Source organism: Mycobacterium paraffinicum (genome assembly GCF_025822865.1).
In the GTDB taxonomy this organism is placed as follows: Bacteria; Actinomycetota; Actinomycetes; order Mycobacteriales; family Mycobacteriaceae; genus Mycobacterium; species Mycobacterium paraffinicum.
Map to the genome: position 1 here is coordinate 151152 of NZ_JACKUR010000023.1, position 26378 is coordinate 177529.

A 26378-nucleotide genomic window follows, 5' to 3' on the forward strand; every position below is an offset into this window, starting at 1 on the left:
GCCGACGCCCGGGCACGCGAGGTCGAAGCCCGGATGACCGACGACGAGCGATTCGCGCTGCTGGTCGGGGTGTATGGGCGCCGGTGAAATGTGGCCGGTGCGCGACGAGCGCATCCCACCGGGCGTCCCGATGAGCGCCGCCTACGTCCCCGGCGTTCCGCGGCTGGGCGTGCCGGCGTTGCTGATGAGCGATGCCGGGCTGGGCGTGACCAACCCCGGCTATCGCCCGGGCGACACGGCCACCGCGCTGCCCGCCGGGCTCGCGCTGGCCGCCGGCTTCGACCCGGCACTCGCCCGGGCCGCGGGCGAGGTGATCGGCCGGGAGGCCCGCAGCCGCGGGTTCAACGTGCAGCTCGCCGGCGCCATGAACCTCGCGCGCGACCCGCGCAACGGACGCAACTTCGAATACCTCTCCGAGGACCCGCTTTTGACCGCGACTATCGCCGCGGAGTCGATCGACGGCATCCAGCAGCAACGTGTGATCTCGACGGTCAAGCACTTCTCGTTGAACTGCAACGAGACCAATCGGCACTTCTTGGACGCGGTTATCGACCCCGACGCGCATCGCGAATCCGACCTGCTGGCCTTCGAGATCGCCATCGAGCGCGCGCGGCCCGGTGCCGTGATGGCCGCCTACAACAAGGTCAACGGGACCTACGCCGCCGCCAACGACGTCCTGATCAACGGGGTGCTGAAAGGCGCCTGGGGATACCGGGGCTGGGTCATGTCCGACTGGGGGGCCACGCCGTCCTGGGAGTGCGCGCTGGCCGGGCTGGACCAAGAGTGCGGGGCGCAGATCGACGCGCTGCTGTGGCGGTCGGAGACATTCGGTGAGCCGCTGCGGGCCGCCCATGCCGACGGCCGGCTGAGCCGCGAACGCCTCACGGACATGGTCCGGCGGATCCTGCGGTCGATGTTCGCGGTCGGCGTCGACCGGGCCGAAGCCGCGCCCGCGCCGGACATGGCCGCGCACAACGAGATCGCATTGCGGATCGCCCGGCAGGGAATCGTGCTGTTGACCAACCGCGGGCTGCTGCCCCTGGCGCCGGAGTCGACCGACCGGATCGCCGTCATCGGCGGATATGCGCATGCCGGGGTGCCGGCCGGCTACGGGTCGAGCGCCGTCGTGCCGCCGGGCGGCTACGCGGCCGCCATCCCGATCGGCGGCTCGGGGCTGGAGGCCGGGCTGCGCAAGCTGCACCTGCTGCCGTCCAGCCCGCTCGACGAGCTGCGAAAGCAATTCCCCGGCGCCCAAATCGAATTCGACCCCGGCGTCAGTCCCGGCGAGGCGGTGTTGGCGGCACGCCGCGCCGACATCGTCATCGTGTTCGCGATCCGCGCCGAAGGGGAGGGCTTCGACATCGCCGACCTGTCGCTGCCCTGGGGGCAGGACGAGTTGATCTCCGCCGTGGCGGCCGCCAACCCCAACACCGTCGTGGTGCTCGAAACCGGCAACCCGGCGAGCATGCCCTGGCGAGGCTCGGTCCAGGCCATCGTGCAGGCCTGGTATCCGGGGCAGTCAGGCGGGCGGGCCATCGCGGAAGTCCTTGCCGGCCAGGTTAATCCATCGGGTCGGCTGCCGATCACCTTTCCGGTCGACCTGCGTCAGACGCCGCGCCCGGAGTTGCCCGGCCTCGGCCTGCCATGGGGGGCGCCGAGCACGATCGAGTACGCCGAGGGATCCGATGTCGGCTACCGCTGGTTCGCCACCACCGGCGAGGCCCCGATGTTCGCCTTCGGTCATGGGTTGTCGTACACCGACTTTGCCTACCGCGATCTGGCGGTCACCGGAGGGGACACGGTGACCGCCAGTTTCAGCGTCGTCAACGTCGGCGACCGCGCCGGGGCCGACGTCCCGCAGCTGTACCTGACCGCCGCCCCGGACCGAGAATGCCTGCGGTTGCTGGGATTCGAACGGGTCGAGCTCGAGCCGGGCGCCACCCGCCGCGTCACCATCGAGGCGGACCCGCGCCTGCTCGCCCGCTACGACGGCAGCGTGGGAAGCTGGCGCATCAGGGCGGGCCGTTATCGGGTCGCGGTCAGCGCGTCGGCGGTCGCGCCGCGGCTGACTGCGACGTTAGAGCTCGCCGGTCGTACGTTCGGGCGCTGATCCCCGGCCGCATCGAGTGTGCGTTCACGGCGTTGACTGTGCACTCGGGGTTGGTTTCCCCGGCGTGTCGCCGCCCTGGACGCCCACTCGACGCGGGCCTCAGCGGACTACTTGACCGGTGTCAGCTCGTCGCCGCAGGTGCATCGGTACGGCTCACCCGAACCTGAGCAGTGGCAGGGAACCTCGATGCGAACGCGACACCCGCAGCCCTCGTGACCACAGGTCAGTTCGGTGCCTGCTTCGTAATTTGCCATTTCACTCATCCATTCCTTTGTCGTGGACTCTTACGGCTGTGATCGACCACATCGTCACTATATACCCCCTACGGGTATGCCGTAAATGGCCGTGACCCGTCCGATACCGATCGGACCGTCGCCGCTGGGGCGGCCTAGCGCGGCTAGCGTTGATCGCATGACGCAGAAACCGACCCCCCAAGACGTCGACGCTTTTCTGAACGACACCGTGATCGGTGACGATCCGGCGCTGAGCGCGGCGCTGCAGGCCAGCGACGCCGCCGGGTTACCGCAGATCGCCGTGTCGGCCCAGCAGGGCAAGTTTCTGAGCCTGTTGGCCGGGGCCATCCAGGCGCACCGCATCCTCGAGATCGGCACGCTGGGCGGCTTCAGCACCATCTGGCTGGCCCGTGGCGCCGGCCCGCAGGGCCGGGTGATGACGCTGGAATACGAGCCCAGACGCGCCGAGGTCGCGCGGGCCAACCTGGAGCGGGCGGGTCTCGCCGACCGGGTGGAGGTGATCGTGGGCGCCGCGCTGGACACGCTGCCGACATTGAACGGCGGCCCATTCGACCTGGTGTTCATCGACGCCGACAAAGAGAACTACGTCGCGTACCTTCAGTGGGCGATCCGGCTGGCCCGTCCCGGCGCACTCATCTTGGCGGACAACGTCATTCGAGAAGGACAGGTCCTGGACCCGCAGGACAACGCCCAGGCGCGGGCCGTGCGCGAGACGTTGGAGCTGATGGGTAGGCACCCGCGACTCGACACGGCGGTGATCCAAACAGTGGGAGCCAAGTGCTGGGATGGCTTTGCGCTCGCGTTGGTGCGGTAGCGGCGATCAGCGCGGGCTGAGCTCGGCAACGGCCTGGGCGGCGGAGGTGAGTTCGCCGATGCGCAGCGCGGTTTCACCGGCATACAGCGCCGCACGGTCCACCCAGACATCGGGCATCGTGGCGAGCGGCGCGAGCGGCGTGAACAGCGGGCGGCCCGCCGACTGCAGGCGCATCAGTGCGCCGGCGTCGAAGTAGCCCAACGCGGCCATCGAGCGGCTCGCCGCGTTGATGGACGCCGGCAAAGCTTTTGCCCAGCCGTCGTCGCGGCACCAGCGCCGCGTTGCGGCGTTGGGTACGACGCGATGCCGCAGCGGCCAGCTCAGGCCGAACAAGTTGGTTTCGATCGTCTTGTCCGCCTGGGCTACTCGCCGCTGATACTCCCGGTTGGCGTTGGCCTCGTGCGTCATCAGGAATCGCGTTCCGGCGACGACGCCGCTGGCTCCCGCCGACAGGGCGGCCCGGGTGTCCTCGCCGGTGGCGATACCGCCGGCGAGAAACACCGGGCGAGCGCCGGCCGCGGCCAGCGCCTGCGGCAGGAACTGCAGTGCCGGCATGGTGCCGACGAGGTGGCCACCGGCCTCGCGGCCCTGCGCGATCAAACCGTCGGCGCCCCAACCGATAGCGGCGCCGGCCTGTGCCGCGGTACCGACCATCACGAAGACGAAGATGCCGGCATCGCGAAGGTGCTGCACGAGTCCCCGCTTTTCGCCGAACGCCAGCACGACGACGTCAACCCCGGCGTCGACGCAGGCCGCGACGTGCGAGCGATGCGCAAAGGGCATCAACAAGTTCACCGCGACAGCGCGGCCCGGCGCCCGCTCGCGCACCTCATCGATGGCCGCCCGGAGCTGGCGCGGGGTGGCCAGGCCCAGGGTGCCGAGGCCGCCCGCTTGGGCGACCGCGGCCGCCAGCGCCCCGCCCGCCAGGCCACCGCCCATGCCCGCCTGCGCGACCGGAACGTCCAGGCGCAGCCGGTCCGCGATGTCCATGTGTTACGACGCTACGCGCCAGGTCAACCCGGATTCTGGCGGGCTTGATTTCGTTGCTGGCGCGCCGCGATCGAGCGTAATCTTGACGGCAGATGGATGGGTGCAGTCGGCCCAAAAGGCTTGCTGCATAACAGAAAGGTCACAAAATGAGTACAGTCCATTCATCAATCGATTACCACCCGGATTTGTTGGCTCTGCGCGCGAGCTATGACCGCGTCGCCGAGTCGATGAGTGCGCACGTCACCTTCGGGCTGGCGTTGCTGACCGGCCTGTATGTGGCCGCGTCACCGTGGATGGTGGGTTTCAGCGCGACGGGGTCGCTCGCCACGTCGAACCTGGTTGCCGGAATCGCGGCGGCGTTCTTGGCGTACGGGTTCGCGACGGCGCTCGACCGCGCCCACGGCATGACCTGGACGATGCCGGTGCTCGGTGCGTGGGCCATCGTCTCGCTGTGGATTCTGCCGGGCGTCGTGCTGACGGCCGGCATGATGTGGTCGAACATCATCGCCGGTGCGCTGCTGACGCTGTTGGGCCTCAACGCCACGTACTTCGGCAGGCGTACGCGCGAGGCGGCCACCCACGCATAGTTTCCAAACCCGTTGAGCGAAGCGACGATCGGATCTAGCCGCAGACCGCGCCGATCGCCGCCGAGCTCACCAGCTTGACGTACTTGGCCAGTACGCCGGTCTGGTAGCGCGGCGGGGGGGGAGCGAAACCCTCTCGCCGGGAATCGAATTCGGCCGGATCGACCAGGACGTCGAGGACCCGGTTGGCGACGTCCAGGCGGATCGGGTCGCCATCGCGCAAAAAGGCGATCGGCCCGGCGTCGACCGCCTCGGGTGCGATATGGCCCACGCACAGGCCGGTCGTGCCGCCGGAGAAGCGGCCGTCGGTCAGCAGCAATACGTCCTTACCCAGTCCGGCACCCTTGATCGCGCCGGTGATCGCGAGCATTTCCCGCATCCCGGGCCCGCCCTTGGGGCCCTCGTAGCGGATCACCACGGCGTCGCCCTTGGTGATCGTCCCGTCCTCGAGGGCGTCCAGCGCGGCGCGCTCGCCGTCGAAAACCCTTGCCGTGCCCTCGAACACCTGTGAGTCGAAACCGGCCGACTTGACCACCGCGCCCTCGGGCGCCAGCGATCCGCGCAGGATCGTGATGCCGCCGGTCGGGTGGATGGGATTGTCCAGGGCCCGCAGCACCTTGCCGTCCGGGTCGGGCGGGTCGATCGCGGCCAGGTTCTCGGCGACGGTCCCACCCGTCACCGTCAGGCAATCACCGTGCAGCAGACCAGCATCCAGCAGCGCTTTCATCGCCACCGGCACGCCGCCGATCTGGTCGACGTGCGACATGACGTGGCGGCCGAACGGTTTGACGTCGGCCAGGTGCGGCACCTTCGAACCGATGCGGCTGAAGTCGTCGAGCGACAGCTCGACGTCGGCCTCGTGCGCGATCGCCAGCAGGTGCAGCACGGCGTTGGTCGACCCGCCGAACGCCATCACCACCGCGATGGCGTTTTCGAACGCCTCTTTGGTCAGGATGTCGCGGGCGGTGATGCCGCGGCGCAGCAACTCCACGACGGCCTGGCCGGTGCGGCGGGCGAACCCGTCGCGGCGGTAATCGGTGGCCGGCGGCGCCGCGCTGCCGGGCAACGACATGCCGAGGGCCTCCGCGGCGCTGGCCATCGTGTTGGCGGTGTACATGCCGCCGCACGCGCCCTCGCTGGGACAGATCGCGCGCTCGATGGCGTCGACGTCCTCCCGGGACATCAAGCCGCGGGCGCACGCGCCCACGGCCTCGAACGCGTCGATGATGGTGACCTCGCGTTCGGTGCCGTCGGACAGCTTGGCCCGTCCGGGCAGGATGGAGCCCGCGTACAGGAAGACCGCCGCCAGATCCAGGCGCGCGGCGGCCATCAGCATCCCGGGCAGCGACTTGTCGCAGCCGGCCAGGAGCACCGACCCGTCGAGGCGCTCGGCCTGCATCACGGTCTCGACGCTGTCGGCGATCACCTCGCGCGACACCAGCGAGAAGTGCATCCCCTCGTGGCCCATCGAGATCCCGTCGGAAACCGAGATCGTCCCGAACTCGAGCGGGTAGCCGCCGGCCGCGAACACGCCCTCCTTGACCGCCTTGGCGAGGCGGTCCAGCGAGAGGTTGCACGGTGTGATCTCGTTCCACGACGACGCCACCCCGATCTGCGGCTTGGCGAAGTCCTCGTCACCCATGCCGACCGCCCGCAGCATGCCGCGGGCGGCGGCCTTCTCCAGGCCGTCGGTTACGTCACGACTGCGCGGTTTGATGTCGGTGACTCCAGTCGCATCGCGTGTTGTGGCCATCCTGCAAGTATGCGTGAACTGGCCGGACGGCAAATCCGCGGGTCATACCCGGGCGGGGTATAAAGTGGTTTCGTGGCGCCGGACGGGCGCGTAGTGACAGAGGTGAGGCAGGCGATGACGAACGCGCACGGATATTCGCAGCAGAAGGACAACTACGCCAAGCGGCTGCGGCGCATCGAGGGTCAGGTGCGAGGCATCGCCCGGATGATCGAGGAAGACAAGTACTGCATCGACGTCCTCACCCAGATCAGCGCCGTGAACAGCGCGCTGCGCTCCGTCGCGCTGAACCTGCTTGACGAGCACCTCAACCACTGCGTCACCCGGGCCGTGGCCGAAGGCGGCGACGATGCCGATCAAAAGCTCGCCGAGGCCTCCGCCGCCATCGCGCGTCTGGTTCGTTCCTGATTGGTGATCGAGTTGAGACCCGAGCTCCGGCCCTGACAAGGGGGGAGCCGTAGTTGCGGTCCGTACGGTAAGGCAGTGTGATCGCATTAGGCGCGACAACCCAGGACCTGGGTAGCCCGGCCGATACCGACGCCATGACTGCCGAACCCAATGCTGCCGCGCGAACGTGGACCCCACGGATCGCCGCCCAGCTCGTTGTGCTGGCCGCGGCGGCCTTCATCTATGTCACCGCCGAGATCCTGCCCGTCGGCGCGCTGCCGGCCATCGCCCGCAACCTGCACGTCAGCCTGGTGCTGGTGGGCACCCTGCTGTCGTGGTACGCCCTGGTGGCGGCCCTGACGACGATCCCGCTGGTGCGCTGGACCGCGCACATGCCGCGCCGCCGGGTGTTGCTGCTCAGCCTGACCTGCCTCACCGTCTCCCAGGTGATCTCCGCGCTGGCACCCACCTTCGCGGTGCTGGCCGCCGGTCGCGTGCTCTGCGCGCTCACCCATGGCCTGCTCTGGTCGGTCATTGCGCCGATCGCGACCCGGCTGGTGCCGCCCAGTCACGCCGGCCGCGCGACGATGTCGATCTACATCGGGACCAGCCTCGCGCTCGTCGTCGGCAGTCCGCTGACCGCGGCGATGAGTCTGATGTGGGGCTGGCGCCTGGCGGTGGTGTGCGTGACCGTGGCCGCCGCCATCGTCACGGTGGCCGCCCGGGTGATGTTGCCAGAGATGGTGCTCACCGCGGACCAGCTCAAGTGCGTGGGCCCCCGGGCCCGCCACCACCGCAACCGTCGGCTGATCATCGTCAGCGTCATCACCATGATCGGCGTGACCGGGCATTTCGTCGCGTACACCTACATCGTGGAGATCATCCGCGAAGTCGTCGGTGTGCGCGGGCCGAACCTCGCGTGGGTGCTGGCCGCCTATGGCGCCGCCGGGGTGGTCGCCGTGGGCATGGTGGCGCGGCCGCTCGACCGCCGGCCCAAAGGGGCGATCATCGGTTGCATGGCCGGCCTGACGGCCGCGCTCGTCGTGCTGACCGCGCTGGCGCTGGGCGGCCGGCCCGCCGCGGCGGCAGCGCTGATCGGAACGGCGGCGATCGTGCTCTGGGGGGCGATGGCGACCGCCGTATCGCCGATGATGCAGTCCGCGGCGATGCGCAGTGGGGCCGACGATCCAGACGGGGCGTCGGGGCTGTACGTGACGGCGTTCCAGGTGGGCATCATGGCGGGCGCGCTGGCGGGCGGCTTGCTGTACGAGCGCAGCGTTGTCCTGATGCTGGCCGCCTCGGCCGGTTTGATGGCTGCCGCGCTGGTCGGTGCGGCGGCCAACCGCCAGGCGCTCGACGTTGCGCCGACAAGCTCACGCGATTCATAGCTGGCCAGCTCAACGGCGCAAATGCGGCAAGAACGGGGCGCCCGGCACCCCGGAATACGTTAGCTGGAGTGCGCCCTATGCCACACTGTGTCAGGAACTCGAGCGTGGAGGAATGCATATGTCGGGCTGGACGCGAGGGAGGCTTTGGGCCACCCTGAACGCAGCCGGATTGGCTTCAGTCATGGGTTTGGCACTGGTCTTGAGCGCCGCTCCGGCGCTGGCGGATCCGGACCCGGCCCCCGGCGATCCGGGCGTTGTGGCGGCCCCGCCCGGCCCGCCCGCGCCGCCGCCCGACCCGTTCGCGCCGCCGCCTCCCCCCGACGCGCCGGCGCCACCGCCGCCACCGGCCGCGCCGCCACCGCCGTGGATGCCCCCGGCGGCGCAACCGGCCGCGGCCTCGGCCGACGGGCAGAATCCCACCCCGTTCACCGGCACGCCGCCGTTCGGGCCGCCCTCGTTCGTCCCGAAAACCGGCTCGACGGTGGGTGTGGCCCAGCCGATCATCATCAACTTCCCCGGACCGGTTGAGGACGCGGGCGCGGCCATCAACGCCGTGCACGTCTCGTCCGTGCCGCCGGTGTCGGGCAAGTTCTACTGGATGACCCCGACCCAGCTGCGCTGGCGCCCGCTGAGCTTCTGGCCAACGCACACCGCGGTGACCGTCGACGCCGGCGGCACCGTGACCAACTTCCAGACCGGCGACACGCTGATCGCCACGGCCGACGACGCCACCCACCAGCTGACCATCACGCGCAACGGCACCGTGGAGAAGACCTTCCCGATGTCGATGGGCATGACGTCCGGCAATCACCAGACCCCCAACGGCACCTACTACGTGCAGGACAAGAAGGCGTCGGTGGTGATGGACTCCTCGACCTACGGGGTTCCGGTCAACTCGACCTACGGCTACAAGGTGACGGTGGAGGACGCGGTCCGCTTCGACAACGTCGGCGACTACGTGCACAGCGCGCCGTGGTCGGTGGACGATCAGGGCAAGCGCGACGTCAGCCACGGCTGCATCAACATCAGCCCCACCAACGCCAAGTGGTTCTTCGACAACTTCGGCCCGGGCGATCCCATCATCGTGAAGAACTCCAGCGGCGGAAACTACAAGAAGAACGACGGCTCGGCCGACTGGATCAACTAGCCTTCAGCCCAGCAGACGCAAAATCGCCCATTCCGACGCGGAATTGGGCGATTTTGCGTCTGTTCGGCAATGCGACCGTCTGGGGCTTTCGCCGGGCTGGCGATTATGTATAGCATCATACATAAGCAGGCCCGAAGGAGCGGCGATGCGCAGTCCACGCGAGCGGATGGTGATCTCCGCCGCGCTGTTGATCAGGGAGCGGGGGGCGCACGCCACCGCGATCTCGGACGTCCTCGAGCACAGCGGCGCACCGCGCGGATCGGCATATCACTACTTCCCGGGCGGGCGGACCCAACTGCTCTGCGAGGCCGTGGATTACGCCGGTGAGCACGTCGCCGCGATCATCGCCGGCGCCGAGAACGGGCCTGAGCTGATGGACACCCTGATCGAGAAGTATCGCCGCCAACTGCTCGACAGCGACTTCCGCGCAGGCTGCCCCGTGGTCGCGGTTTCCGTGGAGGCCGGCGAGGAAGAGCGCATGGCGCCCGTCGTCGATCGAGCGGCGTCGGCGTTCGGCCGCTGGACCGACCTGATCGCGCAGCGCTTCATCGCCGACGGGATACCGCGCGCACGGGCCGGCGACCTGGCCATCCTGGCCACCACCGCGCTGGAGGGCGCGATCGTGTTGGCCCGGGTGCGCCGCGACCTCACCCCCCTCGACGTCGTGCACCGCCAGCTACGCGAACTGCTGTCGGCCGAGGCGAACAGAAAGGACGTCCCGCGATGACCGGTGAATGGAAGTCCACGGCGTGCATCCTGTGCGAGTGCAACTGCGGCATCGTCGTCCAGGTCGAAGATCGCCGGCTGGCCCGCATCAGGGGCGACAAGGCTCACCCGGCGTCGCAGGGTTACACCTGCAACAAGGCCTTGCGGCTGGACCACTATCAGAACAGCGGCGCCCGATTGACCTCTCCGCTGCGCCGGCGCGCCGACGGCTCCTTCGAGGAGATCGACTGGGACACCGCGATTGTCGAGATCGCCGAGGGTTTCAAGCGCATCCGCGACGCCTACGGCGGGGACAAGATCTTCTACTACGGCGGCGGCGGGCAGGGCAATCACCTGGGCGGGGCCTACAGCGGCGCGTTCCTCAAAGCCCTCGGTTCGCGCTACCGGTCGAATGCCTTGGCGCAGGAGAAGACCGGTGAAGCCTGGATCGACGGTCAGCTGTACGGCGGTCACACGCGAGGCGAATTCGAGCACGCCGAAGTGTCGGTATTCATCGGGAAGAACCCGTGGATGTCACAGAGCTTTCCCCGCGCCCGGGTGGTGCTCAACGAGATCGCCAAGGACCCGAAGCGGTCGATGATCGTCATCGATCCGGTCGTCACCGACACCGCCAAGATGGCCGACTTCCATCTCCGGGTGCAACCCGGCACCGATGCGTGGTGCCTGGCCGCGCTGGCGGCCGTCCTCGTCCAGGAAAACCTCTGTGACGAAAAGTTTCTGGCCGAACACGTGCGCGGCGACGACGCCGTCCGCGCCGAGCTGCGCAAGGTTCCGGTGGCCGAGTACGCACAACGGTGCGGCGTGGACGAGGAGTTGTTGCGCGCGGCGGCGCGGCGCATCGGCGCGGCGGCCAGCGTCTCGGTGTTCGAGGATCTCGGTGTGCAGCAGGCGCCCAACAGCACGCTCTGCTCGTACCTGAACAAGCTGCTGTGGATATTCACCGGCAATTTCGCGAAAAAGGGTGGCCAGCATTTACATTCGGCGTTCGGTCCGCTGTTCGGTCAGTTCTCCGGGCGCACGCCGGTGACCGGTGCCCCCATCATCTCCGGGTTGGTGCCCAGCAACGTCGTTCCCGAAGAGATCCTGACCGATCACCCGGACCGGTTCCGGGCCATGATCGTGGAGAGCAGCAATCCCGCGCATTCGCTGGCCAACTCGGCCGCGTGCCGGGAGGCCTTTCAGGCGCTGGAACTGATGGTCGTCATCGACGTCGCGATGACCGAGACCGCCCGGCTCGCGCACTACGTGCTGCCCGCGGCATCCCAGTTCGAGAAGCCGGAAGCCACGTTCTTCAATCTGGAGTTCCCGCACAACGCTTTTCAGCTGCGCCGTCCGTTGCTCGAACCGTTGCCGGGGACGCTGCCAGAGCCGGAGATCTGGGCGCGGCTGGTGCGCGCCCTGGGTGTGGTCGACGACGCGGATCTGCGGCCACTGTCCGAAGCCGCCCGGCGCGGGCGACAGGCCTACACCGAAGCCTTCCTCACCGCGACCGCAACCAACCCGACCGTCGCCAAGCTGCTTCCCTACGTCCTCTACGAGACGCTCGGGCCGACGCTGCCGGACGGTCTGCGCGGCGCGGCCGCGCTGTGGGGGCTCGCCCAGAAGGCCGCGCTGACCTATCCCGAGGCGGTGCGCCGCGCGGGTCACGCCGACGGCAACGCGTTGTTCGACGCGATCCTCGACACCCCGTCCGGGGTGACGTTCACCGTCCACAACTACGAGGACGACTTCGCCCTGATCAGTCACGCCGACCACAAGATCGCGCTGGAAGTCCCTGCGATGCTTGACGATTTGCGGGCGCTGACCGCAGCACCGCCGCGGCTGACCTCACCGGATTTCCCGATCGTGCTGTCGGTGGGCGAGCGCCGCGCCTACACCGCCAACGACATCTTTCGCGACCCCTCCTGGCGCAAACGCGATGCGGACGGGGCGTTGCGCGTCAGCGTCGAGGACGCCCTGGCACTCGGGCTCGTGGACGGATGCCGTGCCCGCGTCAGCACCGCGGCCGGCAGCGCCGAGGCCACCGTCGAGATCACCGAGACCATGCTGGCCGGACATGCGGCCCTGCCCAACGGGTTTGGGCTCGACTACGTCGACGGCGACGGGCATACCTTGATCCCGGGGGTCGCCCCGAACGCGCTCACCTCGACCCAATGGCGCGACCCCTACGCCGGCACTCCATGGCACAAGCACGTGCCCGCCCGGATCGAACCGGCGGGAGTGCCCGTCAGTTCCAGATCCTGACCCGGCGCTGCGGGTCGAGGAACAAGGCGTCGTCCTCGGAGACCTCGAAGGCGTCGTAGAACGCGTCCATGTTGCGGATGACGCCGTTGCAGCGGAACTCCGGTGGCGAGTGCGGATCGGTTGCCAACCGCCGGATCGCTTCCGCCTGACGGGATTTGGTGCGCCAGACCTGGGCCCAGCCGTAAAACACCCGTTGCACGCCGGTGAGACCGTCGATGACCGGGGCGGGCCGGCCGTTCAGCGACAGCTGGTAGGCCAGCAGAGCGATCGACAACCCGCCCAGGTCGCCGATGTTCTCGCCGACGGTGAACGCGCCGTTCACGTGGTGGCCGGCGTCCAGCCCGCGCGGCGTGTACGCCTCGTACTGCTCGATCAGCGCTTTGGTGCGGGCGCCGAATTCGGCGCGGTCGGCGTCGGTCCACCAGTCCACCAGGTTGCCGTCGCCGTCGTACTTGGCGCCCTGGTCGTCGAAGCCGTGTCCGATCTCGTGCCCGATCACCGAGCCGATCCCGCCGTAATTGGCGGCGTCGTCGGCCTCGGCGTCGAAGAACGGTGGCTGCAAAATGGCTGCCGGGAAGACGATTTCGTTCATCCCCGGGTTGTAATAGGCGTTGACCGTCTGAGGCGTCATGAACCACTCGTCTTTGTCGACCGGGCCGCCCAGCTTGGCCAGTTCGCGGTCGTGGTTGACCGCGTATCCGCGCTGGAAGTTGCCGTAGAGGTCGGTGCGGTCGATCACGACCTTGGAGTAGTCCCGCCACTTCGCCGGGTAGCCGACCTTGGCGACGAACTTGTCCAGCTTGGCCAGCGCACGCTCCCGGGTTTGCGGCGTCATCCAGTCCAGCTCGTTGATGGACAGCCGATAGGCCGCCTTCAAGTTCTCCACCAGCGCGTCGATGCGGACCTTGGCGTCGGGCGGGAAATACCGTTGCACGTAGAGCTTTCCGACGGCATCGCCCATCAGGCTCTCCACCAGCGACACCGCCCGCTTCCAGCGTTCCCGGATCTGCTCGGCCCCGGTGAGCAGGCGGCCGTAGAAGTCGAAATCCGCGGCGACCAGCTCGTCGGTCAGCCAGGACGCGCGGGCGCGGATCACCCGCCAACGGGCCCAATCCTTCCAGTCCGCCAGGTCGGCCCCGGACCACAGGGCGGCGAAGGCGGTGAGGTAATCGGGTTGCCGCACAATGGTTTCCGCGAAATACTGCGGTGTCGCGCCCAGCGCGCTCACCCAGCCGGTCCAGTCGAAGCCCTTCCCTTCGGTCTGCAGATCGGCGAAGGTGCGCAGGTTGTAGCTGAGCTCGGCGTCCCGCCGCTTGACCACATCCCAGTGCGCGGCGGCCAGCTTGCCCTCCAGCGCCACGATGCGGGCCGCGGTGTCGGCGTGCGCGTCCGGGGTCCCGCCGTACACCAGGCCGAACATCCGCGCGATGTGACCGGGGTAAGCCGCCAGCACCTCGGCGTGCCGCTCCTCGCGGAAGTAGGACTCGTCGGGCAATCCGATGCCGGACTGGGTGACGTGCACCAGGTACCGGGCCGAGTTCTTGGCGTCGGTATCGATATACAGCGCGACGCCGCCGCCCACTCCCGTGCGCTGCAGCGCACCCACCGCCGCGGCCAACGCGTCCGGGTCCGCGGCGTCGTCGATGGTGGCCAGCTCGTCGAGCAGTGGTTGCAGGCCGCGGCGCCCGACGGTCTCCTCGTCGAGGAAGCTGGCGTAGAGGTCGCCGATGCGTTGCTGATCGGTGCCCGGGGGCGCGCCGGTCTCGCTGGCCTCGATGATCAGGTCGCGCACCTGTTCTTCGGCGCGGTCGTAAAGGTGGCGGAACGCACCGTCGGTCGCCCGGTCCGCCGGGATCTCGTATTCGGCCAGCCAGCGGCCGTTGACGTGACCGAACAGGTCGTCTTGGGGGCGGGTGTTGGCGTCGACATGGCTCAGGTCGATCCCCGAGCGAATGGCCTCTACAGTCACCCCGCCATCCTTCCATCTTTGTCGGGTGCGACGATCGGGCCATGTCCGACGGCGAGCGCACCGAGCCAGCAACCCAGGAAACGGAAGAGGCAGAACTCGCCGAACCCGGCGAAGCCCTTGACGACGAATCCGAGGTCGCCGACGGCCCGATGTTCTCCCCGTACGGCATCGCGTCGGCCGTCCTCGGCGTGCTGTCGGTGGCCGCGATCGTGTTCGGGTTCTTCCTCTGGTCCGGGCATCGCGACGACACGGCCGAACGCCGCTACCTCACCCGCGTCATGCAAACCGCCGCAGACTGGACGGGCGTGCTGATCAACATGAACAGCGGCAACGTCGACTCCAGCCTGCAACGGCTGCACGACGGGACGGTCGGCGAACTCAACACCGACTTCGACGCCGCCATGCAGCCCTACCGGCAGGTGGTGGAGAAGCTGCAGTCCAAGAGCGCCGGGCGCATCGACGCGGTTGCGGTCGAGACCGTGCGCCACGACCTGGACACCCAGCCCGGCGTTTCCCGACCCGTGGTCACCACGAAGTTGCCGCCCTTCGCGAGCCGCCTGGATTCGGTCATGCTGGTCGCGACGTCGGTCAGCGAGAACGCCGGCGCCAAACCGCAGACGGTGCACTGGAACCTGCGGCTCGACGTCGTCAGCGTGGACGGCAAGCTGATGATCTCGGGACTGGAATCCATCCGATGAGAAATTTGTGGCGCCTGCTCGCGTTCGACATCCTGGCCCCGGTGGCCGCGATCGCGGGGCTGTTGGCGATCGGCCTGATTCTGGGCTGGCCGCTGTGGTGGGTTTCGGCGTGCTCGGTGCTGGTGCTGTTGATCGTCGAGGGCGTCGGGGTCAATTTCTGGCTGCTGCGCCGTGACTCGGTCAGCGTCGGTACCGATGACGACGCGCCGGGCCTGCGATTGGCCGTGGTCTTGCTTTGCACGGCCGCGCTGGTGGCCGCGGTGGTCACCGGATACACGCACTGGACGCGCTCGGACCGCGAGTTCAAGGACGACTCCCGCGACGTGGTTCGGGTCGCCACGGGCATGGCGGAGGCGATGGCGTCGTTCACCCCGGGCGCCCCGGACAGCTCCATCGACCGCGCCACGGCGCTGATCGTCCCCGACCACGCCGCCGCGTTCAAAGAGCAGTACACGAAGACCAGCGCCGAGCTGGCCCAGCACAACGTCACCGCTCAGGCCGCGACGCTGGCTGCCGGGGTCGAGGCCCTCGGTCCGTCGGCGGCCAGTGTGGCGGTGATCCTGCGGGTCACCCAGAACGCACCGGGCCAGCCCACCAGCCGGTCGGCGCCAGCGCTGCGGGTGGCGCTGACCAAGCACGGCGACGCGTGGCTGGTATCGGACGTGCTGCCGATCAGGTGATCAGTTGGAGTCGGCCGAGCGCGTCGACTTCACCTTGACGAACCGATCCGACAGTCGGCGCATCCGGATCATCAGCGCGGCCGACGGGCTGGTGCTGCCGTCCAGGTAGGCGATGAGCTCCTCGGCGGTCACCCCGATGCGGGAGGCGAATTCCCCTTCGGCCAGGCCCGATCGGTCGATGAGCAGCCGCACGTGGCGGGCCACCTCGGCCCGTTCGTTGGCCTCCAGGTGGGTGCGGGCGCGTTCCAGCACCTCCCACAGCGCCTTGGAGATGCCGTAGGGGCGGGTGCCTTCGAGCACCTCTTCGACCTGGCGGGCGGTCCGCCCGTACGGATCGCGCTTCAAGGCCGCCGCGATGCGCTTCCAGGTGGCGATGTCGCCGCCCTGCAGCGCGGCGCGAATGGCGGACGTCGGCCAGAACTCCACCGGCTGGTCGGGGTCTTGAACAGGTCCACTGCGCGATTCACCGCCGGGGGCGCCCTCGCGCATGTGCGGGTCGGTGGCCGGCCGGTGGGACGGCAGTGTGGAGCGTCGGTCAGGTGCCAACGTCACCTCGCCTCCTCCAGCATCGCTACGGCCACCGACAGGCAGCGCTGCCTGATCTCTTCCCAGTCGGGGTGGGCGTCGGCCTCGGACGACCCCTGCTCGTCGTTCAAATCACAGGGATCCGGATCAGCGAGTCGACGGACCAACTGGGTGGCGATCCATTCCCGCCTGGGCGACTGACAACAGTAGTACCTGTCCATGCCGGCCAGCACCACAGCGGCGGTCTCGGGCTCCAACGTTTCAACCATATCGGCAAAGTCGGCGTAATCGCGGCGACTGTTACGGCACATGATGAGGTAGCCCTTCAGCCGCAGCGTCTCGGCGCCGGTCGGGACCAGCAGCCGGTCGCCGGTGGGCAGCTGAACGTGGGTGGTTTCGACGGGGCTGCGGCGTTCGTAGACCGGCCGGTCCGCGGTGTCGGTCTCGCTCTCCAGCGCGTCGATGGCGACCGAGAGCCGCCCCCGCCACAACGTGACCGGGTGGACGGGCCGGTCCGACCCCACGATCGCCTTGGCGATGCCGTTGCGTGACGTCAGGCCACCGACCAACTTCTTGGCCGTGCCGTTGGTGTGACCGTTGCTGCCGGTCCTGCGGTCGGCGGTGCCCACCGCGACGCCCGCCTTCTCGTCGTCGATGTTGACCTGATGGGGAATCTGACCGGGGTCACGGCCGCGATCCTGGTCCGGCCCCCGCAGCTGCGCGCCCTGCCTCTCCTTGCCGCTGCGCCCGCAGCCGGTGAACGCCAGCGGATCGGTCACGCAGATGGCGTCGGGCGCCAGGTGCTTGAGCTTGGCCGCCGACTTGAGCACCATCCGCAGGTCGGCGTTGGGCGCCGTCAGCGCCGATATGTCGTCGGGAATGACCACGACGTCGCCGAGGTCGACCTCCGGCAGCGGCCGGTCGAAGTCGACCGACGGCAGCACGCGCGACAGCCATGGCGGGATCCACCAGTTCCACTGCGCAAACATCGCCATCAGCGCCGGTACCAAGACCAGCCGCACCACGGTCGCGTCCACGGCGATCGCCACCGCGCACGCCACACCGATCTCGGCCACCAGCGGCATGCCGGCGAACGCGAAGCCGATGAAGACGGCGATCATGATCAGCGCCGCGCTGGTGATGGTGCGGGCGCTGGTGCTCACGCCGTACGCGACGGCGTCGCGGGTGTTGCCGGAATGCAGGAAGCGTTCCCTGATGCGGGTCAGCAGGAAGATCTCGTAGTCCATCGACAACCCGAAGGTCATCGCGAGCACCAGCGGGGGGACCGTGCTGTCGATCGAGCTGATCTGGGCGAACCCGAGGTCCTTCAGCCAGCCCCACTGGAACACCATCACCAGGCTGCCGTAGGCGGCCGCGACCGACAGCAGGGTCATCAGCACGCCCTTGAGCGCCAGGAACACCGAGTGGACCGAGAGCAGCAGCATCACGAACGCGATCAGCGCCACGATGGCCAGCACCAGCGGCTCGGTCTTGGACACCTGGTCGTCGAAGTCCTTGATCAGCGCGGTCGGGCCGCCGACGTCCACTCGTGCGGTTCCCCGGTCGGGCACCTTGGGCAGCTGTGCGCGCATCCAGCCGACCGTCTCGCGGGCGCGCATGTCCTCGGGGTCGACCGACAACACCGCGGACAGCAGGGTGCTGCCGTTGTCCTCGGCGAATTGCGGCGGCGCCACCGAGACGATGTTCGGGGCCTGCGTCATCCGCTGCCGGATCGCGCTGATGGTCTGGCTGTGTTCGGGCGAGGCGGCGCCGCCGTCCGGGAAGGTGACCAGCACCCGAATCGGGCCGAGCGCGCCGGGGCCGAGGGCCTGGGCCGCGGCGCCGACGCCGGCGCGGATTTCGTGCGACGAGTCGAACTGGCGCAACAGGCTGTTGCCGAGCACCATCGAGGAGGCCGGCGCGGCCATGACGAGCAGGACCAGCGAGGCGGCCAGCGCCGAGATCCACGGCCGGCGCATCACCCAGCCGATCCAGCGGTTCCAGAACCGCGATTGGCCACCCTCCGGCCCGCGCGACCAATGCAGGAATGCCGATCGCTTGGCTGCCGAGCGGCCGAACGTCGCCAGCGCCGCGGGGGTCAGTGTGGTCGAGGTCAGCATCGCGACCGCGACGGCCAGGATCGCCCCGGTGGCCATCGATTTCAGCGCCGGGGTGTTGATCACGTAGATCCCGGTGAGCGAGGCGACGACGGTCATCCCGGACAGCACCACCGCCAGCCCCGAGGTGGCCATCGCGGCGTCGACGGCCTCCCGCGGCTCGCGGCCAGAGCGCAGCTCCTCGCGGAAGCGCATCAAGATAAACAGCGAATAGTCGACGGCGAGGGCGATCCCGAACATGGAGACCGTCGAGGTCACGAACACCGACATGGTCGTGTAGGCGGACAGCAGGTAGACCAGGCCCATGGTGACCACGACCGTGCAGACGCCGAGGGCAAGCGGGATCGCCGCGGCCGCCAGCGAGCCGAACACGGCGAGCAGGACGATGAGGATCACCGGCAGGTTCCAGCGCTCGGCGGCGGCGATGTCGTGCTTGGTGTTCTGCGCCGCGGCGGCGGACAGCGCGCCCTGGCCGATCACGTACAGCCGCACCCGGCCGTTGGCGGTCTGGCCGGGCTGGTCGCCCTTGATGCCGACCTTGGTGCGCAGCTGCTTGGCGACGTCGCTGGTGTTGCGGGAGTCCAGGCGCAGCGACAGCACGTACGGCCGGTCGGGTTGGGGCGGACGCTGGGTGGGGTTCGGCACCTCCGAGACGCCGGGGACCTCGGCGGCGGTCCGCCTCAGTTGCGCGACCGCGTCGTTGATGTCGGCGTAACTGGCATCGGGGCGGGGCGCGGCCACCAGGGCCAGCGAGGACGACCCCTGGTCGTGGTAGAGCTCCTCGAGCTGGTCGTGGACGAGCAGCGACTGCGAACCGGCCACGTCGAAACCGCCGCCGGTCAGGTTCCCCGACTGCGTCAGGGCGAGATAGACCGCCGGAACCAAAGCCAGCAACCAGCCGGTGAAGACCAACCAGCGGTACTTACGCAGGCTGCGGCTGAGGCGCATCATTAACTGCTGGATTTCGTCACTCCCCGTGTATCGCGTAACGCGTGTTGGCGAGAATACCGCAGCGACCTGTGGATGATGTGAGCTTTCTAGTTCCTGAGCTGCAACGACGGCGTTGTTGCCAAGACGCTGCCAAGCCGTTGTGAGCCGGTGACCGGCGGGACTTTCCTCACAGGGCCTCGCTCGGGCTGGCAGGGGTGCCGGCGGCGATGGCAGGATGTCGGATGGCCCGCTGAGCCCTGGGGAGCTCCGCTATCGAAGAGGCCGTCTATTGCAGCCGTTTGCGAGGCGTCGGTGCTGGGTGCGACGTCGCAAACACGAAGGAGTTTCCATGACGAGAGGCACCGCGACCGGGCGCCGCAGAATCTTCGCCGGCTTGATCGCCGCCACCCTGCCGTGCGCCGCCCTCGCCGTCCTGGCGGGGCCGCCGGCCACGGGCGCTACCGACCCGTGCTCGGCCAGCGAAGTCGCCCGGACGATCGGTTCGGTATCCAAGTCGATGGGGGACTACCTGGACTCGCATCCCGAGACCAACCAGACGATGACGTCGATGCTGCAGCAGCAGGCGGGCCCGCAGTCGATGACCGGGCTGAAGTCCTACTTCGAGGCCAACCCCAAGGTGGCCGGCGACATGACGTCGATTGCCCAGCCCCTGACCAACCTGTCGCTGCAGTGCAAGTTGCCGATCTCGCCCGCCCAGGCGATGGGCATGATGCAGCAGGCGCAGGGCGCCGCCGGTGGGCTACCCGCCCTGCCGGGTAATGCGGCAGGGGCGTCACCGCTGGCCGGCACGCCGGCCGCCACCGGCCCCGTCGCACCGGCGCCGGCCAACCCGCTGTCGGGCCCGTCGCGCGGCAACACCGCCGGCTAGTTCTCGGTTTCCGCGCTGCGGTCGGGCGGTAACGGGCCCTGTAGGGCGGTCTCGGTCGGATCGTTGGCGGGCTGGTTCTGCTGCGCGGTCGGTTCGGTGTCGGGCAGGGGCTCCTCCTCGTCCGGGACGGCGACGTTCTCCGTGCGGAACACGAAGAAGAACACCACCCAGCCGATGGCGGACATCAGCAACCAGCTGATCAGCCGGTAGATCAGCATCGCCGAGATCGCGTTGGGCAGCGACATGCCGCTGGACACCAGCCCGGGCACCAGCACCGCCTCCACCACCAACAACCCGCCCGGCATCAGCGGTATGGTGCCGACGGCGCGGGCGGCCGCGTAGGCCACCGTCAGCCCGGCGACCGACGCGTGGTCCCCGGCGGCGTACGCCGCGAAGCCGAGGCACGCCACGTCGGCGACCCAGTTGAACATCGACCAACCGAACGCCACCCCCATGTCGCGCCGGCCCAGGCTCACCGATTCCAGCTGCATCAGGGTTTGGCGCCACCTGTCCAGGCCGGTGTCGGCGGGCCGCCCGCGGACGGAGTTGACCCAGGACAACACCCGGCCGCCGATGCCGTCGATCAGCTCGGGCCGTGAAGCGACGGCCTGGGCGAGAATGAGCAACGCGACGAAGCCGCCGAGGGTGAACAGCAACGAAAAGGGGTTGTTCTTCGCACCGAGGAAGAACGCGCCGCCCAGCCCCAGCAGCGCCAGGCCGACGGCCTGCAGGACGCCCCCCATCACCAGCTGCCACGACGCGACCACCGTCGAGGCGCCCCAAAGCCGTTGCTGCCGAAGCAAAAACGTGGCGGAAAGCACCGGTCCCCCGGGCAGCGTGGTGCTCAGCGAGTTGGCGGCATAGATGGCGGCTTCGGATCGCAATTGTTTGACGTGTACGCCGGCCGACCGCAGCAGCGTGCGCTGGATTTGCGCGAAGCTGTGCATCGACGCGGCCGATGCCACCACCGACGCCAGCAGCCACCACCAGTTCGCCTCGTACACGCTCATCCAGGCCTTGGCCAGCTGATGCCAGCCCAGGGCGACCTCCACGGCAAGCACGATGGCGACGATCCCGAGGATCACCCACCGCAGCCACCAGTACTTCCCGCGCGGGGCCTCTTCGCGCGGGAATTCGAGATTGCGGGCGGGTGCGTCGTGCGACACGTGATTTAGGGTAACGGTGCAGGTGGCGCGGGGATCGTCGCGCGTCGCCGACCGTGTCTCGGAAGTTCCGGGGTCGTAACCGGATCGTGCCGGGCTGGCCGTGGCCGGCCGGCGTGCGGACGCATCCGCGCACGTTTGGCGGTGCCCCGCGCCGGATAGGCTCACCCAATGCCGGCAAACACCGACGACGCTTCGGTCGAACCCCTCGTCCGCAAGACCGCAGCCTGGGCCTGGCGTTTGCTGGTCATCCTCGCCGCGCTGCTCGCCCTGCTGTGGGTGGTGAAGAGGCTCGAGATCATCATCGTCCCGGTGCTGGTGGCGCTGCTGCTCAGCGCCCTGCTGTTGCCGGTGGTCGACTGGCTCGACCGGCGCGGCCTGCCCCGCGGCGGGGCGGTGGCGATGGTGCTGCTGGGTGGGTTCGCGATCCTGGGCGGCATCCTCGCGTTCGTCGTCATCCAGTTCATCGACGGTCTGCCGGGCCTCACCGAGCAGGTGACCCGCAGCATCGAGTCCACCCGGCGCTGGCTGATCCACGGGCCGGCGCATTTGCGCCGCGAACAGATCGACAACGCGGGCAACGCCGCCATCGAGGCGCTGCGCAACAATCAGGCGAAGCTGGAAAGCGGCGCCCTGTCCACCGCGGCCACCATCACCGAGCTGGTCACGGCCGCGGTGCTGGTGCTGTTCACGCTCATCTTCTTCCTCTACGGCGGCCGCAACATCTGGGCTTACGTGTCCAAGGTCTTCCCGGCCGACGTCCGCGACCGGGTGAGCGAGGCGGGCCGGGCCGGCTACGGGTCGTTGACCGGATACGTGCGCGCCACCTTCCTGGTGGCCCTGACCGACGCCGCCGGGGTGGGCACGGGCCTGGCGATCATGGGCATCCCGCTGGCGCTGCCGCTGGCCTCCCTGGTGTTCCTGGGCGCCTTCATCCCGCTCGTCGGTGCCCTGATCTCGGGGCTGGTGGCCGTGGTGGTCGCCCTGTTGGCCAAAGGCATTGTGTACGCACTGATCACGCTCGGTTTGCTGATCGCGGTGAACCAGCTGGAGGCCCACGTGCTGCAGCCGCTGGTGATGGGTCGCGCGGTCTCGATTCACCCGCTCGCGGTGGTGCTCGCCATCTCCACCGGCGGCGTACTCGCCGGGATCGTCGGCGCGCTGCTGGCCGTGCCGACGGTCGCGTTCCTCAACAACGCGATGCAGGTGCTGCTAGCCCCGGATCCGGAGGCCGAAGCCGAGAAGCAGACCGAAGAGGCCGACGAGGGCAGCATCATGCAGGCCGAACCGGACGAACCCAAAGCGAAGGCCGACTGAGGCCCTACAGCCGACCTTCGCGGCGCAGCAAATCCTGGGCGGACAAACCACCGCCCGAACGCCGGCGCTGGCGCGCGTCGCCGTTATCGGCCTGTCCGCGCGGGTTCAGCTTCTCCGTGGCGGCGTCGGGGTCGTTGCCCTCCGGCCGCACGGACGGGATGGCGGTGGTGGGTTCCACGGCGTCGCCCTTGTCGTCAGAACGGTTGGGGGGCACCGGGATCGCCCGGGTTTCGCCGCCGGACGGTGGTGCCGGCGGCGCGGCGGGCCCAGGCGCGGAAGGTCGCGCCGGTGCGGGCGGGGCGGCATTGGCCGGCCGCTCGTGGGCGGGGTGGTGCGCCGGGCCGGCGGGGGCGGCGTTGGGCACCGAGAGGCGCGTCGTCTTGGCCTCGGTCGGCTGACCCGGCCGGGTCTGCAGACGCGTGGTGTCGGCGGCGTCGGCCGCGGGCGGCGCGGAGCGCATCGCCGCGCCCGCTGGCACTTCCGTGCCGGGCTTGGGTTCGGCCGGCCCCGGACGGGTCGCCCGCGACGGCTCGAGGGCCGCGGGGTGCGTGGGGTCGTGCGGCGGGCGCGGCCCGGCGGCGACCAGGCTGGCCGCCACCGGGGGCCGCGCGGGCCGCCCGTTGAGGGTCGGCCGCTTGCGCTCGTCGGGCAGGTCGATCTCGCCCAGCCCGATCTTGTTCTGCAGGCGCCTCGCCCAGCGCGGGGCCCACCAGCAGTCGTCGCCGAGCAGCTTCATCACCGAAGGCACCAGGAACATGCGGACCACGGTGGCGTCCAGCAGCAGGGCCGCCATCAGGCCGAACGCCAGGTATTTCATCAACACCAGGTCGGAGAACACGAACGAACCGGCGACCACGGCGAGTACGAGCGCGGCGGCCGTGATCAAGCGCCCGGTGGTCGCGGTGCCGATCCGGATGGCCTCGGCGGTCGACATGCCGCGTTCGCGTGCCTCGACCATGCGGGAGACCAGGAACACCTCGTAGTCGGTGGCCAGGCCGAAACCGACCGCCACGACCAGCGCGATGAGCACCACCATCAGTGAAGTCGGCGTGAAATTCAGCAAATGCGATAGGTGCCCGTCGACGAAGATCCAGGTCAGGATGCCCAGGGTGGATCCCAGCGTCAGCGCGCTCATCAGCACCGCCTTGATCGGCAACACCACCGAGCCGAACGCCAGGAACATCAACAGAAGCGTGGCGCTGAGCAGCAGCACCAGCATCAGTGGGCCCTTCGCGGCCAGGCTGTGGATGCTGTCCTGCTCCAGCGCCGGTGTGCCACCGACCAGCAGGGCGAGGCCCTTCGGCGGGCTCACCGCCCGCAGTTCGCTGATCTTCTTGGCGGCGTCGCTCTTATTGAGCAGGCCGTTCTGGATCACCCGCACCGAGCCGTCCTTGGGCACCGTCGTCCCGTTCGGTCCGGCGACGCAGGGGTTCCCGGCGATGGTCGGGCAGGGCCGCTCCTCCCAGGTCTTGTCGGTGAACCCGGAGATGGAACTGATCCGGCTGCGGATGTCGGCCACCTGCTGGTCGGTCACCTTGCTGTGGTTGGTGCTCTCGATCACGACCGTCAGCTGTTCGGTGCGGTATCCGGGGAATTGCTTGTCGAAGTGTTCCTGCGCCAGGCGCACGGGGTTGTTGGGCGGCAGGTACTTCTCGCTCATGCCGCCGAACGACAGGTTGCCCAGCGGGATGACCAGCAGGATCATGCCGACGGCGATCGGGATGGCGAAGGCCAGCGGGCGCTTCATCACCCAGTTGACGAGCTTGCCCCAGAAACCGGCCTCGACCTCCTCGCGCGTCTTGGTCTTCTGCAGCCGGTCCGCCAGCCAGTTGAGGTAGGCCCGCGAGTACTTCCAGTTCCGCAGGAACGGCACCCGGAACGCCGTCCGCACGCCCAGCGCGTCGACGTGGCGGCCCAGGATGCCCAGGCACGCCGGCAGGAATGTGATCGACAGCAGCGCCGCCAGCCCCACCGCCGCGAAGATCGCGTAGGTCAGCGAATGCACGAAGCCCTGCGGCAACACCAGCAGGCTGGCGCTCGAGGCGATGATCAGCACCGCCGAGAACGTCACCGTGCGACCGGCCGTCATGACGGTGCGTCGCACGGCGGCCTCGGTGTCGTAGCCCTCGGCGATCTCCTCCCGGAACCGGCTGACCACGAATAGCCCGTAGTCGATGGCGATGCCGAGCCCGATCAGCGAGACCACCGGCTGGGCGAAGAAGTGCACCGGCCCGAATACCGCGACGAGCCGCAGGATGCCCAGGGCTCCGGCGATGCTGAGGCCGCCCACGATGGCCGGCAGGCCGGCGGCGATCGCGCCGCCGAACACCAGGAACAGCACCACCGTGACCAGTGGTAGCGCCAGCACCTCCATGCGGCGCTGGTCCGTGGCGATGGTGCCGGTCAGGGCGTTGGCGATCGGCTCGAGGCCGGCGAGCTGCACCGTGCCGCCGTCGAGCTTCTGCAGCGCCGGCGCGATGGCCTTGTAGTTGTTGAGGATGCTGTCGTCGTCGTCGCCCTTCAGCGGGATGGACACGAACGTGTGTTTCTTGTCCTCGCTGACCATCCCCTTGATCAGGGGATTCGTGCTCTCCGGTGCCGCCAGCCACCCGGCCCAGCCGACGACCTGGTCGGGATGGTCGGTCTTGAACTTGTTGAGCTCGCCGACGATCTTGTCCCGCCACGCGGCGTCATCGACGGTCTGTCCGCTGGGAGCCGTGAACGTGGCCACGACGTGGCTGGTGCGGTCGCGGCCGTAGGTCTGGTCGCCCAGCACCGAGGCCTTGACGGACTGACTGCCGTCGTCGTAGAAACCGCTCTGGGTGACATGCTTGCCGAGGCTGACCCCGAAGACGCCGCCGAGAAGGCACAGAGCTACCGTGACCCCGATAACGATGTACCGGTAGCAGTACACAGTTCGACCCCACCAGGCGAACACGCAAGCTCCTTACTGGATCGTCAACGACCCGCGCATCGGTTTTCCAGTGTCACACACGCGCGGTCAACAGAGCGGACAGCGGCCGGAACGGCTGCAGCCATGCTCCCTGGTCAGGCAGCGAATCTAGGCCGATCCGCGGCAAGGGCTCCCGGAACACACCGCTGATGTCTTCCAGGTCGACAAAGTCCAAGGTATCCGACGCTAGCGCCCAACTCGCATGTTCGCGAAATCCGATGACTTGAACGGTGACCCCGGAGCGTGCTATCTCCTCGAGCGGTTGGCGAAACGCCTGGCCGTCGGCCGACGCCACCACCAGCGCCGCCAGCCCTTCGCTGCGTCGCAGTTCGATGTGGGCGAGCATGTCGCGGTCGACGTCACTGTCCTCGTCGATCTTCGGTTTGGCGAAGACCGCGAATCCCACGTTACGAAGGGCGTCCACCCAGGGGCGGACCACGTCGGCGCTGCCGGGCGCGATGTTGGTGAAGACGGTGGCCTCGGGTTCGACGATGACGCCCGGCCGGCCGGCACTGATCTCGGCCGTGCGCGCCAGCAACCAGCGCCCCAGGGCGTCGAACCGCGGACGCTCCAGGGCGGTGGGGCGTCGCCCCAGGATCGACCCGAGCCCCATGTCGAGGTTGGGCGCGTCCCACACCAGCAATACGCGCCCGCCCGGCGGCGAGAAGCTGCCGAGCGCGTCGTCGGGCAACGCCGGCAAAGGTTCAGCTGCCGTGGTCTGTTCTTCCGCCAGGCTCATAGTC

20 protein-coding genes and 1 pseudogene are annotated in these 26378 nt (G+C 69.0%); 12 read left to right on the top strand and 9 right to left on the bottom strand.

Annotated features, from left to right (window positions below; genetic code table 11):
- The first annotated feature begins 33 nt into the window (after positions 1-33).
- Positions 34-2110: pseudogene (locus H7J89_RS12955) on the top strand (glycoside hydrolase family 3 protein).
- Between the two features lie 107 nt (positions 2111-2217).
- On the opposite strand, the gene mymT reads toward H7J89_RS12955, so the two are convergent.
- On the bottom strand, positions 2218-2373 hold the full coding sequence (gene mymT, locus H7J89_RS12960) for a copper-binding metallothionein MymT (RefSeq protein WP_082939337.1): 156 nt from the start codon (positions 2371-2373) through the stop codon (positions 2218-2220).
- Between the two features lie 148 nt (positions 2374-2521).
- Here mymT and H7J89_RS12965 point away from each other — a divergent pair, with 148 nt between their 5' ends.
- A complete protein-coding gene (locus H7J89_RS12965; RefSeq protein ID WP_264044099.1) occupies positions 2522-3178 on the top strand; it encodes an O-methyltransferase in 657 nt (218 codons plus the stop codon).
- A gap of 6 nt (positions 3179-3184) precedes the next feature.
- Here H7J89_RS12965 and H7J89_RS12970 read toward each other — a convergent pair whose 3' ends face one another.
- Positions 3185-4168, bottom strand: coding sequence for an NAD(P)H-dependent flavin oxidoreductase (locus tag H7J89_RS12970; RefSeq protein WP_264044100.1), 984 nt, complete (start codon positions 4166-4168; stop codon positions 3185-3187).
- A 146-nt stretch (positions 4169-4314) separates the two neighbouring features.
- Here H7J89_RS12970 and H7J89_RS12975 point away from each other — a divergent pair, with 146 nt between their 5' ends.
- Entirely contained in the window at positions 4315-4755 is a 441-nt protein-coding gene (locus H7J89_RS12975) for an SPW repeat protein (protein ID WP_264044101.1), read from the top strand.
- A 34-nt stretch (positions 4756-4789) separates the two neighbouring features.
- Here the strand turns inward: H7J89_RS12975 and ilvD are convergent, their stop codons facing one another.
- Positions 4790-6505, bottom strand: coding sequence for a dihydroxy-acid dehydratase (gene ilvD / locus H7J89_RS12980; protein WP_264044102.1), 1716 nt, complete (start codon positions 6503-6505; stop codon positions 4790-4792).
- A gap of 114 nt (positions 6506-6619) precedes the next feature.
- Between ilvD and ricR the strand changes: the two genes are divergently transcribed.
- The 5 genes from ricR to H7J89_RS13005 all read left to right on the top strand — a co-directional run bounded on the left by ricR (position 6620) and on the right by H7J89_RS13005 (position 12394).
- Positions 6620-6910: a copper-sensing transcriptional repressor RicR gene (gene ricR, locus H7J89_RS12985; protein WP_007167284.1), complete on the top strand. Its 291-nt coding sequence runs from the start codon at positions 6620-6622 to the stop codon at positions 6908-6910.
- Between the two features lie 134 nt (positions 6911-7044).
- Positions 7045-8277, top strand: a complete 1233-nt coding sequence (locus tag H7J89_RS12990) for an MFS transporter (protein ID WP_264044268.1) — start codon at positions 7045-7047, stop codon at positions 8275-8277.
- Between the two features lie 118 nt (positions 8278-8395).
- Positions 8396-9424 (top strand): L,D-transpeptidase, encoded by a 1029-nt coding sequence (locus H7J89_RS12995; protein WP_264044103.1) that lies wholly within the window; start codon positions 8396-8398, stop codon positions 9422-9424.
- A gap of 145 nt (positions 9425-9569) precedes the next feature.
- A complete protein-coding gene (locus H7J89_RS13000; protein ID WP_264044104.1) occupies positions 9570-10151 on the top strand; it encodes a TetR/AcrR family transcriptional regulator in 582 nt (193 codons plus the stop codon).
- On the top strand, positions 10148-12394 hold the full coding sequence (locus H7J89_RS13005) for a molybdopterin-dependent oxidoreductase (protein ID WP_264044105.1): 2247 nt from the start codon (positions 10148-10150) through the stop codon (positions 12392-12394). Before H7J89_RS13000 ends, H7J89_RS13005 begins: the two co-directional genes overlap by 4 nt.
- Here the strand turns inward: H7J89_RS13005 and H7J89_RS13010 are convergent.
- Complete coding sequence (locus H7J89_RS13010) at positions 12378-14363, bottom strand: M13 family metallopeptidase (protein WP_264044106.1); 1986 nt, start codon at positions 14361-14363, stop codon at positions 12378-12380. The two genes, H7J89_RS13005 and H7J89_RS13010, sit on opposite strands and share 17 nt — an antisense overlap.
- Positions 14364-14404: 41 nt before the next feature.
- Between H7J89_RS13010 and H7J89_RS13015 the strand changes: the two genes are divergently transcribed.
- Entirely contained in the window at positions 14405-15061 is a 657-nt protein-coding gene (locus tag H7J89_RS13015; RefSeq protein WP_264044107.1) for an Rv1363c family protein, read from the top strand.
- Positions 15058-15741, top strand: coding sequence for a hypothetical protein (locus H7J89_RS13020; protein WP_264044108.1), 684 nt, complete (start codon positions 15058-15060; stop codon positions 15739-15741). Before H7J89_RS13015 ends, H7J89_RS13020 begins: the two co-directional genes overlap by 4 nt.
- On the opposite strand, the gene H7J89_RS13025 is transcribed toward H7J89_RS13020, so the two are convergent.
- Positions 15742-16230, bottom strand: a complete 489-nt coding sequence (locus H7J89_RS13025) for an XRE family transcriptional regulator (RefSeq protein ID WP_264044269.1) — start codon at positions 16228-16230, stop codon at positions 15742-15744.
- A gap of 59 nt (positions 16231-16289) precedes the next feature.
- The gene (locus H7J89_RS13030) at positions 16290-19334 is read right to left on the bottom strand and encodes an MMPL family transporter (protein ID WP_264044109.1); all 3045 of its coding nucleotides are present in this window, start codon (positions 19332-19334) and stop codon (positions 16290-16292) included.
- Positions 19335-19662: 328 nt separating this feature from the next.
- On the opposite strand from H7J89_RS13030, the gene H7J89_RS13035 reads away from it, so the two are divergent.
- Complete coding sequence (locus H7J89_RS13035; protein ID WP_264044110.1) at positions 19663-20202, top strand: hemophore; 540 nt, start codon at positions 19663-19665, stop codon at positions 20200-20202.
- Here the strand turns inward: H7J89_RS13035 and H7J89_RS13040 are convergent.
- Positions 20199-21368 (bottom strand): lysylphosphatidylglycerol synthase transmembrane domain-containing protein, encoded by a 1170-nt coding sequence (locus H7J89_RS13040; protein WP_264044111.1) that lies wholly within the window; start codon positions 21366-21368, stop codon positions 20199-20201. The two genes, H7J89_RS13035 and H7J89_RS13040, sit on opposite strands and share 4 nt — an antisense overlap.
- A gap of 168 nt (positions 21369-21536) precedes the next feature.
- Here H7J89_RS13040 and H7J89_RS13045 point away from each other — a divergent pair, with 168 nt between their 5' ends.
- Complete coding sequence (locus tag H7J89_RS13045) at positions 21537-22682, top strand: AI-2E family transporter (protein WP_264044112.1); 1146 nt, start codon at positions 21537-21539, stop codon at positions 22680-22682.
- A gap of 4 nt (positions 22683-22686) precedes the next feature.
- Here the strand turns inward: H7J89_RS13045 and mmpL3 are convergent, their stop codons facing one another.
- Both mmpL3 and H7J89_RS13055 read right to left on the bottom strand, forming a co-directional pair.
- Positions 22687-25620 carry a trehalose monomycolate exporter MmpL3 gene (gene mmpL3, locus H7J89_RS13050; RefSeq protein WP_264044113.1) on the bottom strand — a complete coding sequence of 978 codons (2934 nt, stop codon included), beginning with the start codon at positions 25618-25620 and terminating at the stop codon, positions 22687-22689.
- A gap of 49 nt (positions 25621-25669) precedes the next feature.
- A complete protein-coding gene (locus tag H7J89_RS13055) occupies positions 25670-26374 on the bottom strand; it encodes an NYN domain-containing protein (protein ID WP_264044114.1) in 705 nt (234 codons plus the stop codon).
- Between the last annotated feature and the right edge of the window lie 4 nt (positions 26375-26378).